Annotated in this window: 12 protein-coding genes; 8 read left to right on the top strand and 4 right to left on the bottom strand. The window is 67.6% G+C overall.

What is annotated here, in order from left to right; genetic code table 11:
- The first annotated feature begins 87 nt into the window (after positions 1 to 87).
- Complete coding sequence (locus DB31_RS32975) at positions 88 to 1,794, top strand: hypothetical protein (protein ID WP_157232293.1); 1,707 nt, start codon at positions 88 to 90, stop codon at positions 1,792 to 1,794.
- Positions 1,795 to 1,889: 95 nt separating this feature from the next.
- On the top strand, positions 1,890 to 3,287 hold the full coding sequence (locus DB31_RS32970) for an FAD-binding oxidoreductase (RefSeq protein ID WP_044195194.1): 1,398 nt from the start codon (positions 1,890 to 1,892) through the stop codon (positions 3,285 to 3,287).
- A gap of 19 nt (positions 3,288 to 3,306) precedes the next feature.
- Here the strand turns inward: DB31_RS32970 and DB31_RS32965 are convergent, their stop codons facing one another.
- A complete protein-coding gene (locus tag DB31_RS32965; RefSeq protein ID WP_044195191.1) occupies positions 3,307 to 5,922 on the bottom strand; it encodes an MXAN_6230/SCO0854 family RING domain-containing protein in 2,616 nt (871 codons plus the stop codon).
- A 237-nt stretch (positions 5,923 to 6,159) separates the two neighbouring features.
- Here DB31_RS32965 and DB31_RS32960 point away from each other — a divergent pair, with 237 nt between their 5' ends.
- Complete coding sequence (locus DB31_RS32960; protein WP_157232292.1) at positions 6,160 to 8,193, top strand: hypothetical protein; 2,034 nt, start codon at positions 6,160 to 6,162, stop codon at positions 8,191 to 8,193.
- On the opposite strand, the gene DB31_RS32955 is transcribed toward DB31_RS32960, so the two are convergent.
- Entirely contained in the window at positions 8,145 to 9,233 is a 1,089-nt protein-coding gene (locus DB31_RS32955) for a hypothetical protein (protein ID WP_044195185.1), read from the bottom strand. The two genes, DB31_RS32960 and DB31_RS32955, sit on opposite strands and share 49 nt — an antisense overlap.
- A 349-nt stretch (positions 9,234 to 9,582) precedes the next feature.
- On the opposite strand from DB31_RS32955, the gene DB31_RS32950 reads away from it, so the two are divergent.
- The 4 genes from DB31_RS32950 (at position 9,583) to DB31_RS32930 (ending at position 15,476) form a co-directional block, all read left to right on the top strand.
- Positions 9,583 to 10,074 (top strand): YfiR family protein, encoded by a 492-nt coding sequence (locus DB31_RS32950; RefSeq protein ID WP_169787128.1) that lies wholly within the window; start codon positions 9,583 to 9,585, stop codon positions 10,072 to 10,074.
- 2 nt (positions 10,075 to 10,076) lie between these two features.
- Complete coding sequence (locus DB31_RS45435; RefSeq protein ID WP_052420445.1) at positions 10,077 to 12,434, top strand: ATP-binding protein; 2,358 nt, start codon at positions 10,077 to 10,079, stop codon at positions 12,432 to 12,434.
- A 4-nt stretch (positions 12,435 to 12,438) separates the two neighbouring features.
- Positions 12,439 to 14,640, top strand: a complete 2,202-nt coding sequence (locus DB31_RS32935; protein WP_044195179.1) for a TonB-dependent receptor — start codon at positions 12,439 to 12,441, stop codon at positions 14,638 to 14,640.
- A 158-nt stretch (positions 14,641 to 14,798) separates the two neighbouring features.
- Entirely contained in the window at positions 14,799 to 15,476 is a 678-nt protein-coding gene (locus DB31_RS32930; RefSeq protein WP_240486992.1) for a hypothetical protein, read from the top strand.
- A 43-nt stretch (positions 15,477 to 15,519) separates the two neighbouring features.
- On the opposite strand, the gene DB31_RS32925 is transcribed toward DB31_RS32930, so the two are convergent.
- Together DB31_RS32925 and DB31_RS32920 are read right to left on the bottom strand one after the other, a co-directional pair.
- Entirely contained in the window at positions 15,520 to 16,434 is a 915-nt protein-coding gene (locus tag DB31_RS32925; protein WP_044195166.1) for an alpha/beta fold hydrolase, read from the bottom strand.
- Complete coding sequence (locus DB31_RS32920; RefSeq protein ID WP_240486991.1) at positions 16,431 to 17,069, bottom strand: TetR/AcrR family transcriptional regulator; 639 nt, start codon at positions 17,067 to 17,069, stop codon at positions 16,431 to 16,433. Before DB31_RS32920 ends, DB31_RS32925 begins: the two co-directional genes overlap by 4 nt.
- Before the next feature lie 109 nt (positions 17,070 to 17,178).
- Here DB31_RS32920 and DB31_RS32915 point away from each other — a divergent pair, with 109 nt between their 5' ends.
- Entirely contained in the window at positions 17,179 to 17,943 is a 765-nt protein-coding gene (locus DB31_RS32915; RefSeq protein ID WP_044195162.1) for a TadE family protein, read from the top strand.
- The last annotated feature ends 3 nt before the right edge of the window (positions 17,944 to 17,946 follow it).

Genomic DNA, 17,946 nt, shown 5'->3' with positions numbered 1-17,946 from the left:
TAAAGTGCTCCCATGGGAATCCACTCATTGCCTCACCTGGCAGTCCTGCTGGGCTTGGCTTCCCTGTGCACGCAGGTGCCTCTGAGGGTGGACGATCCCGTCCTGTTGCAAAAATGGGAGAGGAACGGCTTCGACCTGGCCCGCCTGGCATTCGGGGCACCTGCTCCAGTTCCCAGCAACGAGGCCCTGTTCGAGAACGCCGCCTACCGCTCGATCGCGGAGAGCGTGACCGAGGATCTCTCGGAGCTGCGAAGCCACGATCGCCTGCTCAGCACCTCCATGCGCACGCCGCACCGCCTCCTGGACAGCGACTGGCTGCGGTCACCCCAGGCCTTCTTCGAGCTGGTCGGCATCGTGAACCGCCTCGACCGGGCGCCTTTCCACCCCGAACACTGTGGAGAGCTCCGCTTCATCTACCGTCTGGCCTACCGCACTTCAGGGAAGGAGCCGATCTACTCCCGACTGCCGCTCACCTTGAACGTGGTCTTCTGGGGACCGGGGCGCGAGGGCCAGTGCGCAGACGCGGCAAGGCGCTGGCAGGAGCTCCAACAGGCGCTCTCGCAGGACTCCAGCGCCATCTCTCCGGCCTCGCTGGGACAACTCGAGCTCAAGTCGATCGAGCTCAACCTGCAGTCCGTGCGCTGGCCGTCCACCGTGCGGCCCGACTTCGGCGGCTACGCGGAGTACCTCCTCCGCGTCTTCCAGAAGAAAGGGGAGGTCTTCCGGCTGGCTCCGCTCGAGAATACGCCCGATGTGGCACGCATCCAGGCGGTGCCGGGCCTGCGGGAGAAGCTGCGGACGTGGATCGCCGATCCCCAGAACCTGGCGAAGATCGACGAGGGCGTGGCCATGCTCCCAGAGGAGTTCCTGGCCCGGCGTGCACGCTCGGTGGCCCTGGCTGGCTCCCATCGTCTGGCCAATGCGCCCTTTCACCAGCTCTTCGTGGAGAGCGACTTCGCCCAGCTCTCCTTCACGGGCAGGAAGACGCTGCATTCGCCCCAGGGCCTCCTGCAGCGCTTGAACGATCTGTCCTGCTCGGGCTGCCACCAGGGCCGAACCGTGGCGGGCTTCCACTTCCTGGGGAAGGACCGGCGCGAGACGGAGCCAGTAAACTCCATCTTCGTCGCGGCTTCGCCTCACTTCCTGCTCGATCAACCGCGGCGCGAGCGCTTCTTCCAAGCAGTGCTGTCCGAGCAGGAGCCTGCGCCGTTCCGCGCGCCGTCCACCCGTGCCGCCGAGGAGAAGGGAGACCTCGGAGCGCACTGCGGGCTGGGCGATCCGTCCTTCCGGGACTGGGGCTGCTCGGCGGGGCTCGAGTGCCGCGCGCTCGTGAGCGACTCCCGGGTGAGCCCCACGGGCGTGTGCATGCCCCAAGAGCCGCAGGCGGGCTCCTTCTGCCAGCCCGGCCAAGTGCAACACCATGAGAATCCCCAGACCGATTCCATCTCGCCCGGCGAAGAGCTCCGCTGCGGCTCCGGCCGCATCTGCGAGGACACGTCTGTAGGCTTTCCCGGAGGGATGTGCTCGGGCAACTGCCAGAACCTGCGGCAGGGTGAGGTCTGCGGGTCGATCGCGGTGCTCCAGACGTTCAACCACTGCCTGTCACGGGGCCGGCTGCCGTTCGCGCAATGCTTGAGAGAAAATGTGCGGCCGGGCGCGCTGCAGTCCTGCAGCGAGACGGAGCTCTGCCGCGACGACTATCTCTGCGCCAAGGTGTCGGAGACTCAAGGCGCCTGCATTCCTCCCTATTTCCTCTTTCAGTTGCGGGTGGATGGTCATCCAGACCCGGACTGAGCCGCTGAGCAACCGGTCGGACAAGGGCCCACCCGGCGGGCCAGGACTCACCGAACGTGCGTGCATTCACCACCTTCCAGGTTCGGAGGGACGAAATGCATCTGGAGTCGGCACCGGCAGAGCGCTGGCTGGAGGAGCCCTCGACGCACGATGCGCTGCACACGGTGAAGCGCCAGCGCATCGCGCGGCAACTGCGAGAGCGAAAGAGCACGCGCCCCCTCTCCCTCAAGAAGAAGACGCCGCCGCACCAGGTCCCCAAGCGCGATGACCCGCGGCGCACCGATGAGAAGATCGACCTGAGCGACCTCGATCAGATCCTTGAGATTGATCCCATCGGGCGCACGTGCACGGCGGAGCCTGCGGTGACCTTCGACGAGGTGGTCCGCGCGACGATGCGCTATGGGCTGGTGCCCGTCATCGTCCCCGAGCACAAGACCATCACGCTGGGGGGCTCGGTCGCGGGCTGCTCCATCGAGTCCATGTCCTTCAAGTACGGGGGCTTCCACGACACGTGCCTGGAGTACGAGCTCATCACCGCGAAGGGAGTCGTGCTGCGCTGCTCCCCCACGGAGAACCCGCTCGTGTTCCAGATGCTCCACGGCTCGTTCGGGACGCTGGGCATCCTGTCGAAGCTGAAGTTCAAGCTGGTGCCGGCGGCGCCGTACGTGCACGTGACGTATGAGACCTACGCCACGCTCGAGGCCTTCCATCAGGCCATCTGGCGTCACTTCACCGCGCAGGACGCGGACTATCTGGACGGGCAGATCTTCTCGCCGACGAAGCACGTGCTGTGCGTGGGCCGCTTCACGGAGCGGGCGCCGTACACGAGCCGCTACGACTGGCTCAAAGCGTACTGCGAGAGCATCCCCCAGCGCGCCGCGGACTACCTCACGACCTACGACTACCTGTTCCGGTACAACCGGGGCGTGACGCGCGTCAAGCCACGCAGCCTCGTGGGCCGGGCGCTGTTCGGCAAGCTGGTGCACTCGGACAGCGTGCTGAGGACCGCGGACCGGTTCCATCGCTTCCTGCCGAAGAAGAACCCTTCCGTCATCGTGGACGTGTTCGTGCCGTTCTCGCGCACGGCCGAGTTCATGGACTGGTACCACCGCGAGATGCACTTCTACCCGGTGTGGTGCGTGCCCTACCGGCGCATGCGGAACTACGAGTGGCTCACGCCCCGCTGGTGGGCCGGCGTGAAGGATCCGCTGTTCCTGGACCTCGCGGTGTACGGGATGAAGCAGCAGCCGGGCCGCAACCTCTATAAGGAGTTCGAGGACGAGCTGCGAGAGATCAACGGCACCAAGACGCTCATCTCGTACAACTACTACGACGAGCAGACGTTCTGGAGCATCTGGAACCGGGAGACGTACCAGGCGGTGAAGCAGCTCACCGACCCGAACAACCTCTTCCGAGACCTGTACACGAAGACGTGCCGGGCGGCGCTCGGGCTCAAAGAGCAGAGGCCCAGCTCCGGGCCCACGGTGCACTGAGACGGCTTCGTGAGCGGACCTAGGGCCGCAGCGCCGCGACGAGATCGCCCGCTGCGAGCCGCCTGACCTGATCCGCCTCCGTGTGACGGAAGCGGAGCGCATAGCCCTCGCTGCCCTGGGGCAGAGCGGGCTCGTCCGAGAGTCCCGCGAAGAAAGCGGGCGCGGGCTGAAGTGTCAGCCGTGGCACCCCACGGGCGCCCTCCAGGCGGCGGAGCCTCCAGAGGAAGTGGCGGGTGTCCTCGTCGGGTGCACGGGTGAGAACCACCACGTTCCCGTCCCGGCGGCGCACGTGCACCGTGCGGGTGCGCGCCGCCGCGTGCAGACAGGCCAGCTCCCAGAGGGTCGGCCTCGCGCCCGTCCCGAAGTAGGCCAGGGTGTCCTTCCCCAAGTGGGCAAGATCGCCCCGGGCGCGCGCGACGCTGTGGAAGAGGTCGTCGGCCGGCACCTTCACATCCACCCAGCGCAGCTTGCGTGCCTCGAGGTCGATGATGAGCGGCACGGCGATCTTCGCGTTCCCCTGCAGGTCGAAGCGCTGCTCGACCTCGCGCGCATCGAAGTGAGGACCGTCCTTTCTGTCGCGCACCATGAAGCCCGCGAAGGCATCCTGCATGCGGTCAAAGGACACGCTGTTGAAGGAGAAGATCACCGGCACCGCGTAGCGTACGCCCTTCTTCAGCAGCGCCGGCGCGTGCACGTCCAGGAACTCGGCGCCTCCCAGAGGAGGAGCCCCCGAGGTGATGTCTCCCGAGTGCACGGCCGCGTCGTTCGCGAGGCGCAGGTTCGTGTAGTCGCACAGATCGACGAGCCACCACTTCGCGTCGTAGAGCGCCACGGACAGATCGAGATCCACGCGCGTCCCCGCGGGCTCCGTCCAGTGCACGAAGAAGCGCAGGTGCTCGCCTTGCGGCAGGTCCAGCACGCTCCCACGAGGCACCGCCACGAGCGCTCGGGACGCGGTCTTCTCCGCGAGGGGCACGAGCAGGTCAGCGAGCGCCTCGTCCAGCACCGCCTGCGGCAATGTGGGGAGCCGCTCCGCACGCCGGAGCAGCTCGCGCTCCAGGGGACCCACGAGCTCGCCGATGGCGTCCCCGGGCAGCAGCGGCCGCCGGTCCTCGGTGCCCCAGGCGTGGGTGGCCTCTCCCTTGGGGAAGAACACCCGCCGCGCGAAGGGGGCATGTCGGCGGCGCAGATGTGCAGTGGCGGTGAGGAGCAGCGCAGGCGCCGCGCGCGGTGCCACCGCCTCCAGGCTGGTGACGAGTTCTCGCTGGTGGAAGACCCCTTGTTCATCCCTGAGAGCCGTGCGGGCCACATGGTCCAGCCTGCGCAGCAGCTCCCCGGGACGCTGGCGCAGCAGCCGCAACACACCGTTCATGTCCCGCCGCTTCAGCGCCTCCTCCACCTGCGAACTCCACGAGCGGAAGCGGATCGTGAGCCCTCCCTCCACAGCCTGGGGCAGGAAAGAGTCACGGTACTCGCGGGCCTGGGCCAACAGCGCATGGCTGAATTCGCTATGGGGCTCCACCACCGTGCCGCGCAAGGTGGCAAAGGCCAGGGCGACGTTCGGGTGCTCTTGCCAGCGCTCGAAGACGTGGAGCTGGCCCGCAATGGCCTTCCAGAGGCCCGGGTGGCGGTGCACATCCTCGGTGAGGTTCAGCAGCGGGAGCGCCTCCAGGGCCTTCAGCACCGCGCGCCGCAGCGAGCGAGGGTAGCTCTTGAGGGGCACCTTGACCGTGAGGTCTGGGTTGCCACCCGCCCACGCGACGAGCACGCGGAGGAAGTCCGTCGCGGTCTTCAAATGCGCGGCGGTGCCCCCCAGCACATCCGCCGCGGCGGCCGGCTCACGCCGCAGCAGGCCACCGACGACCTGGGCCAGCGTCTCCTTCACGGGGATCCGCGGCGGAAGCCAGCCGAGCACCTTCAGGCCCAAGTGGAACACGAGCGTGCCCACCACCTCGAGCTCATCCGGACGAAGGACGGTGGCGCGGGAGAGCAGCCGCTCCAGCAACTCCCGCGCGGCGGAGTCCAGGTCCGTGGAGAGCGACAACCGGGTCATGCGCCCTTGCCGGAGCACATGGAGCCGCCGCGTGGAGGGTTGAGCCACCGGCTGGAAGTAGGGCTGCCCGGGAGAGACGCGCCGGTGGCAGATGGGACATGCGTTGAACTGGCGTGGATCGAAGCAGCTCGTGCAGACGGCATGGGCGCAGGGATCGAGCGCCTTCACCGTGGCCACCTTCCCGCACTGGAGGCAGGGCTGCTCGGGCGACTGGAAGAGCCACACCCGCATGCGCTGGATGAAGAACGAATCGGAGTCCTGCGGGACGCTGTGAGGAAAGCCGGTGAAGAGGGGCACGAAGGCCCGATCCCGGCCCAGCATCTGGGCAAGTGTGGAGAAGACGAATCGGCCCAGCTCCGCGAGCGCATCCGGGGGGAGCGCGGCGAGCGCATCCTGGAGCGGACCCGAGAGCGTGTAGCCCAGCCCGAGCAGGTCCGCCTCGAGCGCGCGCACGCCCTCGCGCCCTTGGACCGACGGCTTGCCGTGGGGGACGGCGGGGACAAAGACGCGCGATGTCTTGCGCAGCAACAGGGCCGCGGGGGTCCCCGTGGCTTGGGGCAGATCGAGCGTGAGCGAAGTCACGGCGTCTCCGAGGGGGGAAAAAGCGGGGCGGAGAGCGGATGCACTACCATCAGTAGGGTGAGAAGGAAGCACACCCAGAGCCGCCCCACCGCAGGACTCTAGCAGACCCAGCGGTCCCGCCGAAGGAGAGACCTGCCGCCTGGAGGCCGAGTGCTCCGTGTGGTACTTTTGCCAGGAGCTCCGGCCATCGTGTCCGGTCGGGCGGCCGGGCCCTGTCAAGCTTCTTCGAGCCCGTCCATGCGACCTGCTCCACTCCGACGCATCCCTTTGCTGCTGCTCCCACTCTGTCTGCTGGCCAGTGGAGTCGCCTCAGCTCAGATCGAGCTCCGCCTCGACTGGCCCGCTCAAACCCTGATCGAGAGTGACTTCGAGATCCTGGTCTCCGTCCAGTCCGTGTACCAGCTCAGCTCGATGCAGGCGGAGTTCGGGGGCAAGGTCTTCCCGATGCCAGTCGATCTCCGGCCGAGAGCGATCCTCTCCATCGATGGGGTGCCTTACGGAGAGCACCTGCTCACCGTCACGGCGCGGGATATTCATGGCACGGAAGCCCGGGTCTCACGGCTGCTCCAGGTCGATCGGCCGCCACGGCTTACAATCTCGACGCCCGCCAGTGGGCTCGTGCTGCAGCCCTCGATCCGGCTCACGGCGAGCTGTGAAGACGATCATCCCCAGGGATGTGAGGTGCGTGCCAACTTCGAGGTGGTGGATCCCCGAGGGACTCCTGGCACTCCGCTCCCAGGCCCGCCGAGCCTGAGTGCCAAGGGTAGGCTCGACCAGGAACTGTGCTTGGCGGAATACGCGGGCAAATGGGTTCGTATCCGCCTGAGGGCCCTCTCCGGCTCCCAGAGCAGCAGCGAGGTGGTGCGATCCATCTATGTGGAGAACAGTCGGCGGCTCGTTCCGGTGGTGAGCGTCCCCGGCTCGGTGATCGACTTCGATGCGCAGCGGGTGCTCTTCGTCGACGAGCAACGCAGGGCCCGAGTGCTGGACCGAACCTCGGGACAGATCGACACGCTCCTGGAGAACCTCCAGATCAACAGCTACATCTGCGGCCTGAGCTGCAACCGCTCCTATGACATCGGGCACCTGATGCCAGGAGGAGCGATCTTGGGCACCCGCAACATGGAGCTCCTTCAGGTCCAGGATGGGCAGCGCAGCTCCCTGGCCGAGTTCTCCTGGAACCTCTATAGCCCACTCTCGCGCTATTACCGGATCACGGGAAGCCACCTGGCCTACTTCGAGGCCAATCAACGCTGGGGCCTCCTCAATTTCTCCACGGGGACGAGGACCTCTCTCCCGTCGGAATTTGCGGCGAACTGGCTCGGCGAGGATGGAACCCTCCTCGGCAGTACCAGAAACCTGCTCCTTCGCTACCGGAATGAGCAGGTCGAGCAGGTGTTTGCCGAAGCCGAGGGCACTGTGAAGTTTCCCATCGCCGAGGGCGACGATCAGGTCTACCTGCTCGAAAAACCCAACCAGGTCAGTGAGACGGTGCTCCTACGAGCTGGCCAGCGGCACGTCCTCTCCGACACGCCGGGGAGCGCCAGCTTCTTGCTGTCGAAGGGCTGGGTGGCCTTCACGCGACTCGGAGGGGGCGTGAATCAGGTGTGGCTCCGCTCACCGGCTGGGGTCGAGGAGCAGGTGTCCTCCTGGGGCCTTCCTTCGGCTCCCGTGATGCTCGGACCGGACGGGACGGTCGTCTACGTGATGAACAGCCAGTACTACCTCGCGGGTCCCGGGAGTCCGTCAGTTCCCGTCGCCGGCACGACGGCCAACCTGCTGAAGTGGATGGAGGGCCGTCCCCACTTGGTGGTGACCGATACCGTGTTCCGGATGGAGAGGGAGCCTTCAACGGAGCCCCTCACCTGTCCCCCGGCGCCTCCATCGGAGCCATCGGAGCCGTCGGAACCGGCGGAGCCTCCGGCGCTAGAGACGCCAAAGGGTGGAGGATGCGCGGCGGCCGGCAGCGGGAGCGCCTGGATGGTGGCTCTGACGCTCCTGTTCCTGATGACCCGACGGGCTCCTTCCCTCCAGCATGCACGGGCCGCCCGGCCCGGGGCGCGCGGGGCCAGGCTCTCGGGTGCGCGGAACGCCGCTACGTCCATGGACCAGTCCACCTCGTCCGTCAGACAGAGAGACAGGACTCGGAGTTCCATTCGCATGGTGGGAAGCGCTTCCTACCACGAGACTCGCGCGTGGAAGTGCGCCTCCACGGAGCTGTGTCATGTCTCTTCGAGAGACATCGCCGGGACCTCTGCCCCAGGCACGTAGCCCTCGGGGAAGAAGCGCAGGTTACCCTGCAGCGAGCAGACGAGCTCGAACAGGTCGCGCTTCTCCTTGGGGGAGAGACAGGCCTGGTCGAGGAGCCGCTGATTGAAGCGCGGCATGTACGTGTTCTTGGCGCGCTCCATGCCGCTGAGCCCAGTGAAGTGGGCGTCGATGGTGGCCTCGAGCCGCTGGGTAGGAACGTCGCGCAGCGCGCGCATCTGAGGCAGCACGAGCCGGGACATGGCGCGCTCCTGCTCCTTGGTGAGGCGGTCCGAGAGCGTGTAGCCCACAACGGCTTCCCGCAGGTTCTGGTTGAGCACCTCGTAGAGGGGGCTGGCCTCACTCCTCCGGGAGACGAGCGCGTAGGTGCACGCGGCCATCATCCGCGAGACGGCCATGTGGCGGTTCTCGTCCACGGTGTGGAACCGGGAGATGCCTTTGAAGGCAGGGTGGCCGATGTCCAGATCCGCCACCTTCGTCTCGAAGGCCTTGCCCATGTGGTTCACGAGGCCGCGGCCCAGGTAATAGGTGACGATGAAGTCCGCGCCGAAGTGCCTCAGGAGAAAGTGCAGCGTGCGCGGTGACGTGACGAGCGCACGCAGGGGCTTGACGGGCATGCGCACACCTTCGAAGCCGTGGTGGCGAACAATCCCGGCACGCACCCGCTCGAAGGCGGCGATGTGGTCGCGCTCCTCTGCCGCCTCCAGGCGCAGCAGGCCGGCCACCTCCGGATCCACCCCTTGGAGAAAGTCCGCCACGCACTCGTTGGTGGTGATGACGAAGCGCTCGCCGTCGCTGATGCGGTAGTACTTCAGGATGTACACCCAGTGATTCAGCGCGAGCCGCTGCGCTTCGGTGTAGTCCGCCCAAAAGGGTGTGTAGAAGCCGAGGCTCATGTCCTCGGGGACGAGGAGGCTGTCCTGCAGGGCCTCCTCCCAGGCAACGCCGTCCAGGTAGTGGCAGAGCTGCTGGCCATGAGGATGGGCGAGCCTTCGCTTCGCGAAGGTACGGAGCTGCTGGAGTGCGTCGGGAACGAGGGCCACGAGAGGAGATTAGCCAGATTCGCTCGGGCTTGGGAGGGAGGCGCCACGCCGCACGAGATTCCTTATCTCGTCCCTCGAGTGGGTTGATTTGATTTTGATTGGGTAGGCATTGCGGCGCCACCCGTGGGTTCCTGTTTAAAGCAAGACAGCCGGGTATTCTGAGCCAGCCCTATCGATTCACTCTCCGTGTACTTTAGGGCGGGGGGGTGTCCAGATGTCCTCGTTGCCTCATCGGGCCCTGAACAGTCGCGTTCGTTGGCTTTATCCGAGCTCCTTGCTGCTCATCGCGCTGATCGGGGTTCCACTGGCGGCTCGGGGCGCGGACCTGCCTGCCACCCTGAGGGCGTCCATGTTGGTGCGAGTCCTGGCCTACGACCGGAGGATGGGACAGCACCCTCCTCCGCTCATCCTCGCCGTTGCCCACCGCCAAGGAGACGCGACGTCGGAGAGCCAGGGGCGCGAGTTCAGCAACGCGCTGGAGCTGGCGGCACGTGGGAGGGTCATCTCGGGGCGGCCCCTGCACGTGGTGCGCATTGGCTTCAGTGACAGCAATCAGCTCCAGACCGAGCTCTCCGAAAAGCACGCTGTGGCCCTCTATGTCTGTGAAGGGCTCGAATCCGAGTCCGAGCGCATCGCCCAGGTGACGCGGCGGCTCTCCGTCCTGTCCATCGCCGGCCACGAGAAGCAAATCACCCAGGGGCTGGCCATTGGCCTGGAACGCCAGGGAAACACCCCCGTCATCCTCATCCACCTGTCGGCCGCCCGGGCCGAGGGAGCGGACCTGGATGCGGGGCTGCTGAGCTTGTCCCGCCTCGTCGAGCCCCGCCAAGAGGAGCCCTGAGCATGACGCTCCGCCACCTCTCCCTGCGGGCCCGGCTGGTGCTCCTCGTCGCGCTCCTGTTCGCCGCGTTCGCCCTGTTCTTCCTGGCCTTCTTCCCAGCGCGCATGGATGCACAGGCCCAGCACTGGATGCTCGGCCGGGCCATGGGCATGGCCCAGCTTCTGGCCAGCGCCACCGAGCCCGCGCTCGACTTCGGGGATGAGCTCAACGGCCAGAGCCACCTCCAGGCGCTGCGCTCCACCCCGGAGGCCACCTTCGGCCTGCTCCTGCGCGAGGACGGTACCCCTCTGGCCAGCTGGAACGCGGAGCGCGCCCCGGACCGCCCGGCAGCGCTGTCTGAGGGCGCCCGCATCCTCGGCCAGGACGTGGTGGCCCGCGTCAACATCTTCACCCGGGGCGGCCAGCAAGGCGCGCTGCTGCTGGGCTTCAGCCTCGCGGAGATGCGGCGCGAGAGCCAACACACCCTGCGGCTGGCCACCACTGTCTCCGCGCTCATCTTCGGCTTCGGCCTGCTGGCGGCCTTCGGCCTGGGAACCCTGCTCGTCCGTCCGCTCGGGCACGTCACCCAGGTGGCGCTGCGCATCTCCGAGGGTGAAAACGGCGCCCTGAAGGAGCTGGACCTCACCCGGCGCGACGAGACGGGCACCCTGGCCTCCGCCCTGTCGCGCATGCTCCACCGGCTCTACGAGCAGAAGGCCCTCATCGAGTCCCAGAGCGAGGCCTCCTCCGAGGGCATCCTCACCGTCTCCGAGACCGGCGCGCTGCTGGCCCACAACCGGCGCTTCCTCCAGCTCTGGAACCTGTCCCCGGAGCGCCTCAAGGGGAACCGCCTGGAGGAGCTCTTCCAGAGCCTCACGCCGCTGGTGGTGGAGCCCGAGGCGCTGCGGCGCCTGGCGGACTTGAAGCGCGAGCCGTCCGAGGGAGGCACGGCCGAGCTCGGCCTGTGGGATGGGCGGACGCTCACCGCCTACCGGGCACCCATCCAGAGCCAGGAGGGGACTCGCTTCGGCTGGGGGCTCTACTTCCAGGACATCACCGAGCGGCTGGCCCAGGAGCGGCTCCACGCTCACAACGCCGAGCTCGAGCAGCGCGTCGCCGAGCGCACCGAGGAGCTCGCGCGGCGCCTGCAGCAACTGCGCGAGGCCCAGGAGCAGCTCATCATCGCGGACCGGCGCACCTCCGTCGGCACGCTCGCCGCGGGCGTGGCCCACGAGGTGAACAACCCGCTCGCCTACCTCACCTCCAACATCCGCTACGTGCTCAGCGAGCTGCCCGAGCTGCAGGAGCTGCTCATGCCCGGCTGCCCTCCCGAGGCCCGCAAGCGCACCGAGGAGACATGGCAGGAGATGAACGACGCGCTCACCGAGGCCGCCGAGGGGTGCTCACGCGTCCAGCGCATCGTCCAGGGGCTCAAGTCCTTCTCCCAGGGGGACGACGACACGCGCCAGGCGGTGGAGGTTCCGCATTGCCTGGAGACGGCCATCGGCATAGCGGGGAACGAGCTGCGCCACCGCGCCCGCCTGGTGCGCGCCTACCAGCCGCTGCCTTTCGTCGAGGCGAACGAGGTGCAGCTGGCCCAGGTCTTCCTCCACCTGCTCATCAACGCCGCCCATGCCATCGAGCCCGGTGCGGCGGACCAGAACGAGATCCGCATCAGCACCTGGCGCGGCGAGGACGGCCACGTACGGGTGAGCCTCTCCGATACCGGCAGCGGCATGTCCCCCGAGGTGCGCAGCCGCTTGTTCACCCCCTTCTTCACCACCAAGCCCGTGGGCGTGGGCACCGGGCTGGGGCTGTCCGTCTGCCAGGGCATCGTCACCCGGCTGGGCGGCCATATCGAGGTCCACAGCGAGCCAGGGCGCGGCAGCACCTTCACCGTTGTCCTGCCCTCGGCCCCCACACCCGCCGCTCGGGCGCTGCCCCAGGTACCGGTGCGTGCGCCGTCCTCCTCACATGGCGGCCACGTGCTCGTGGTGGATGATGATCCGTTCGTGGGGAACTCGGTGCGCCGGCTCCTCGAGCGCGAGTACGACATCACCGTGACCTCCAGCGCGCGCGAGGCCCTGGAGCACCTGCGCCAGGGGGTCACCTTCGATCTCATCCTGTGCGACTTGATGATGCCGGAGATGACCGGCATGGACTTCTACGCCGAGCTCCAGCGCCAGTACCCCTCCCAGGCCGAGGGAGTCCTCTTCTTCACCGGCGGGGCCTTCACGGAGGCGACCCGCGACTTCATCGCGCGGCAGGAGGGTCGCGTCCTGCCCAAGCCCATCGAGGCCCACCACCTGCTCGAGCAGCTCCGGCTCCGGATGGGGCCGAGCCCCGCAGCCTCCCCTCCCCTCGCCTCCTCCCTGGTATGAGCCCATGCGCCCTGCCCTCATCCCGCTGTTGCTTGGGGTCGCCCTGGCCGCCACGCCCGCCTCCGCCCAGCAGGCTCCCGCTCCCGCCGGGGAGGACTCGCACTGGTCCCAAAAGCTGTCGCTCGAGGAGTTGCTGAAGCTGGAGCTCGCCACGCCCGCCAAGCAGCGGCAGAAGGCGAGCGAGGCTCCCGGCGTGGCCTCCCTGGTCACCCGCGAGCAGATCCAACAGTTCGGCTGGACGAGCCTGAACGACATCCTCTTCAGCCAGCCGGGCTTCTTCCCCGCCCGGGACTTCGAGCGCTCGGTGGTGGGCGCCCGCGGTATCCAAGAGGGCTGGAACAACAACCACCTGCTGGTGCTGGTGGACGGCGTGCCGGTGAACGACCACGACACCGCCAGCGCGTACACCTGGGACATCACCCCGCTCTTCTTCGTCAAAAGTGTGGAGATCATCCGCGGGCCCGGCTCCGCGCTGTACGGCTCCAGCGCCACCCAGGGCATCATCGCCATCAACACCATCTCCTCGCCCAAGGCCCTGAACGAGCAGGAGCGCCTGGAGATCAACAGCGAGGCGCGCCTGCGGCTCGGCAACCAGGGGACCTCGAGCGTGGAGGCGGTGGCGGCCTCTCGCTCCGAGCACCTCTCCACCGTGCTGGGGTTCCGCTACGCGCGCACGGATGGGAGCATCTATCTGTCCCCGGACGGCTCGGGGCGAGTGGACGACCAAGGCGCGCTCCAGCGCTTCCGCGTCTCGGAGCCGCTCGGCAGCCGGTACGTCTTCCTCAAGTTGGAGGCACGCAAGGCCCTGGAGGGGCTGTCGCTGAGCTACCACCAGCAGGCCTGGGAGCAGGGAATCGGCCTTGGCTGGTTCAGCTGGGCGCCCGATGCCGAGCAGCCCATCCGCGAGGGCCGCCACCTCGCGGTGCTGAGCTACCGCTCGCAGCCCGAGCGCCCGCTCCAGCACGAGTACGTGCTCATGTTCCAGCGGCACGACTACGACCTGAACATCCGCTTCTACCCGAGCGGCGCCCTGGACGGGTACTACCCCAACGGCGTCACGGAGACGCTCGACACACACGTGGACGAGGTCTTCACCCGGGCGCAGCTCTCCGGCGAGCTGGCCGAGCGACTCTCGCTGCTGGGCGGAGTGGAGTACTCCCTCTTCCTGTACAACGGCGACCACGTTCACTACAGCAACGCCGACCTGCTCAACTTCGAGGAGGACTCTCCTCCCTCCGAGACGCTGGTCGAGCTGGGGCCCTTCTACGAGGGCATCCTCAACCGGCCCGTGAGCAACGCGGCGGCTTATGCGCAGCTGTCCTGGAGCCAGTTGCTGGACACGCCCCTCTCGCTGACCGCGGGCCTGCGCTATGACCTGAAGTTCTTCCGCTACCGCGCCCCCGAAGCGCCTACCGCTCGCCCGAGCGCGCGCTCGTACGAGCAGCTCAGCCCCCGGCTCGCGCTGGTCTACGCCGCGCTCCCCTCCTTGAGTTTCAAGCTCCAGGCCAGCCGCGCGTTCCGGGCGCCGTCGCCCACCGAGCTGTTCAGCACCAACAGCTGGATGGCGGACACGGACATCGACTCGATCCTCCCCGAGCGGGTGACCACCTTCGAGCTCGGCGCGGACTGGCTGATCCACCGGCACCTGAGCTCACGAACCACCGTCTTTGTCTCCCGCTACGAGAACCTCATCGGCTATGAGCAGCTCCAGGTGAACAACCTGTTCTCCCGAGACACCGCGGGCGTGGAGCTGGAGCTGATGGCGGACGCGGAGCTGGGAACGCGCGGCCGGCTGATGGCCTTTGGCAACTACAGCTACGCGCGCTTGTTGGGAGAGACAGATGACGACAGCGAGGGCAGTCTCCGGCAGCTCACCTGGGCCCCCGCGCACACGGCCAAGGCGGGGGTGAGCTACTCGATCCGGCGCTTCACCCTGGCGCTCCAAGGCCGCTACCAAAGCACCGTCCTGCGCAGGCCCGGAGACTTCGAGACCCCCGCCTACCGGGAGGCCCGGCCTGAGTCCGTGCCGGCCTGGCTCCGCTTCGACGTGAACACGCGCCTGCAGATCAATGTGTGGTCCTCCGTGGGGCTCTCCGTCACCAACCTGTTCGATACCGAGGACTTCCTCGTGCGAACCGGAGACCTGCCCTTCGACTACCGCATGGAGGGACGGCGCATCCTCGGCAACCTCGAGCTCAGCCTGTAGCGGGCGAGCGGCAGAGGCTTCTTCCTCAGTTACACGAATGTCAGAGAACGCTCGAATCACGCGTGCTAGGTTCCGCGGCCATGCGAACCTCTCTCCGTCTCTCCACCCTCCTCCTCGCCTCTTCCCTCGCTGCCGGCTGCCTCGGTGACGAGGCGGACATGGATACCCTCCAGACCACCGAGCAACAGGTCACGGATCCCACGTTGCGCATCTACAACATCGTCGAGGCCGTGCTCCCGGCCGGCAACTACGACGGCGTCGCTGGCGACGAGTGCATCGCCCTCCTGAACCCCGAGTACCGCGTCCGCAAGATCATCCTCGTCGCGCCCGCTGGCGCCGGCGGCTCCTGCGCGCTCAACGCCTACACCTCCGGCACCGCCTTCAGCTTCACCTGGGGCGACACCTCGGTCTACCAGGGCTCGGCCGGCATCGCCGCCATCCGCACTGCGCTCTCCGACAATGACGGCGCCGTTCACCGCCTCACCGGCTCGATCACCTCCGAGGCCGCCACCCTCGCCGACCTGCAGTCCTTCCTCGCGCAGAGCGACAAAGACAAGGCCGACGATCTCGTCACCTTCACTGCCAACCGCGTCCACTCCATCTACGACTTCCAGGGCCAGGAAGAAGTGCTCGCCGAGGCTGCCTACCAGGCGGTCCGCGTCACCCAGCCCTGCGAGAACCCCGGCTCGCCCCAGCTCAACGCCCGCGTCCACAACGGCTACGTCTACGGCTACACCGCCAGCAACAGCGGAAGCTGCCACAGCGGCTGGTTCTCCATGCTCCACGTCTACGACCGCAACTGGCGCCTTGTCGCCAGGCAGGATTACTCGGAGTAGCTCTCCGCGCCGCTCACGTCCTGCCCGCTTCCCGTGAGCAGCGCTACGCTTCGGCCGCTCCAGAACGCCTCGTCTGGAGCGGACCTGGCTCAGACAGGAAGTCGCTGAGCCGATCCGACAGCCAGCGCCGAAAGGCGTCCGTGGTCGGTGGACAGTGCCGGCAATCCTTGAGGAGCTCTCGGCCGACGAGCGTGGGAAAGAGTTCCGGCGCACGAGCCAGGAGCCGTTGCCCCGGGAAGCTCACATCTTGGTCCGCACCCAGCACGAGCGTGGGCGCCTTCAAGCCCTGGAACTCCTCCGGCCGGGCGAGCACCGGCACTCGGAGGTTCAGGGTGTAGGAGCGCAAGGCATCGCCCATGTACGGCACCCAGTCCTCATCCAGGGTCGTGAACAGGTGACGGACGACGGCCTGGAGCCGCCGCTCGGAGGGTGACAGGCGATAGAGCATCATCGGAAGGCCGACCTTGGTGAGCCCCTCCCAGGCCGAGCCATTGACTACGCCGGCTGGAACAAGGAGGGCGAGCCGATCGATGCGCTCCGGCGCGAACGCCGCGAGGCGGATGGCCGCGAAGCCGCCCATGCTCACCCCCACCACATGCGTGCGCCGCAGCGAGAGCCCCTCGAGGACCTCCGCGAGCCACTCCCCATACGCGTTGTTGGAGACGGAGGGCTGAACATCCGCGCTCTTCACCGACTGACCGATGAGGTCCACCGCATGCACCCGGAAGCGCTCCAGCAGGGGCGCCAGCTCCCTCAGCACATGCGCCGAGCTCGCCAAGGCTCCGTGGAGCAACACCACCGGTGGGGCCCCTTCTGGTCCTCCCACAAGGACGTGGGTGTCCCCCCACCGCGTCTGCACCCTCCGGCTCTCGGTCGGTGCCGGGATGCGTTCCCGGAAGCGATCGAACCACTGCAGAAGCACGGTCTTCGCCTGCGCATCCCTGAACATGGACTTCATGACTTCCTCCTCCGCGACTTGGGATCCGGACGCAGGCCCTCGAGATGCTGGCGAACCAGGCGATCCACCAGCTCCATGGGTGAGCCATGCGCGCCCTGCACCCATGCGATGAGGGCGAAGTAGAAGAAGGAGAAGTACGCGACGGCGAACAGCGCACCGTCCACGTTGGGCCGGAGCTCGCCGCGCTCGCTCGCCTTCTGGGCCAGCTGCGCGAGGGCTCCATGAACCCGGCCGACCTGGGCGGTGAACCGCTGGGCCCAGGGCTCCTCGGCGAAGAGCGACTCCTTGAGCAGGGTGCGCGAGAGCTGGGGGCGGCGCTGGTAGTAGCCGAACACGGTGCGTGTCAGCGCGGAGAGCTGCTCCTCCAGCGAGCCCTTGCCGAGCCCGGCGAGCGCACGCGCCAACGTCTGCTCGAGATCATCGAACAGCGCGGCGTGGAGCAGCTCTCGCTTGTCTCCATAGTGGTGGAGCACCGTCCCGGCCGACACCCCCGCGAGCGCCGCGATGGACCGCAGGTTCGCCGCCTCGAAGCCCACGCGCTCGAACTCCACGCGCGCCGCCTGGAGAACCGCGTGCCCGGTGGCTTCCTTCTGGGTAGCTCGAGTTCCACTCTGTGACTTGCGTTTGTTGAACACGTTCAATGAACATGTTTAACGAAACGCCGCGCGAAGTCCAGCCCAGCCGAGCCTCGCCATGGCCAATGGTGGTATGGCCGGGAAATCCCCACTGCGTCTCTCATGACGCATGGACACCCCCGGTTGGGCGCGTGAGGGTCAGTCAGGACAGGCGGCGGTCGAGGCGGCGTTGACGCTGCCGCTGGTGGTTTTTTTGATCCTGGGCACCCTGCAGCTCTTCCTGGCGCTGCAGGCCCGCCTGCTGGCGCAGTACGCCGTCTTCCAGGCTACGCGTGCCGGGAGCATCTCGCACGGGGACTGTGGGCGGATGCAGGACGCGGCGGTGCTGGCACTGCTGCCCTCGTTCCGCTCCTTCCTGGGCCGCGCCACTGCGGGCAGAAGCGCTGCGGACAAGCTCGCCCGTGCCTTTGGTGAGTACAAGCGCAATGACCACCGCTTCCTGGCCCGCAGGGATGCCGGCCATGACGGCAGCATCGTCTGGATCCAGCGCGAGCTAGTTGGCCGCAGCTTCGCGCCCGCCCCTCAGGACCGCGCCTTCGACCGCCCCGGCCACCTCATGCGCCTGGAGACGCGCATGATCTACTGGTTCCCGCTGAAGATCCCCTTCGCCAACTGGGTGCTCAGCCGCATGTTCCTCGCACGGCTGGGGCTCATGGAGTACCACGCGGCCAACCCCCTGATGCTCGCGGAAGAGGACGCCCGCTGGAGACGCTCGCGCAGGGAGACTTTCCGCCTGCCCGCGGCCATGGCCCGCGAGCTGCGGGCCCGCGTGGGGCGTGGGCAGTACACGCTGCCCATCGAGACCACCTTCACCATGCGGATGATGACCCCCGCCAAGTCCCGGCACTTCGCTGCCATGAACTGCCCCTGGTGACCC

Origin of the sequence: Hyalangium minutum (assembly GCF_000737315.1) — a bacterium.
Taxonomy (GTDB): domain Bacteria; phylum Myxococcota; class Myxococcia; order Myxococcales; family Myxococcaceae; genus Hyalangium; species Hyalangium minutum.
Note: the sequence above shows the minus strand (reverse complement) of the source record. Positions and strands in the feature narration are given on the sequence as shown.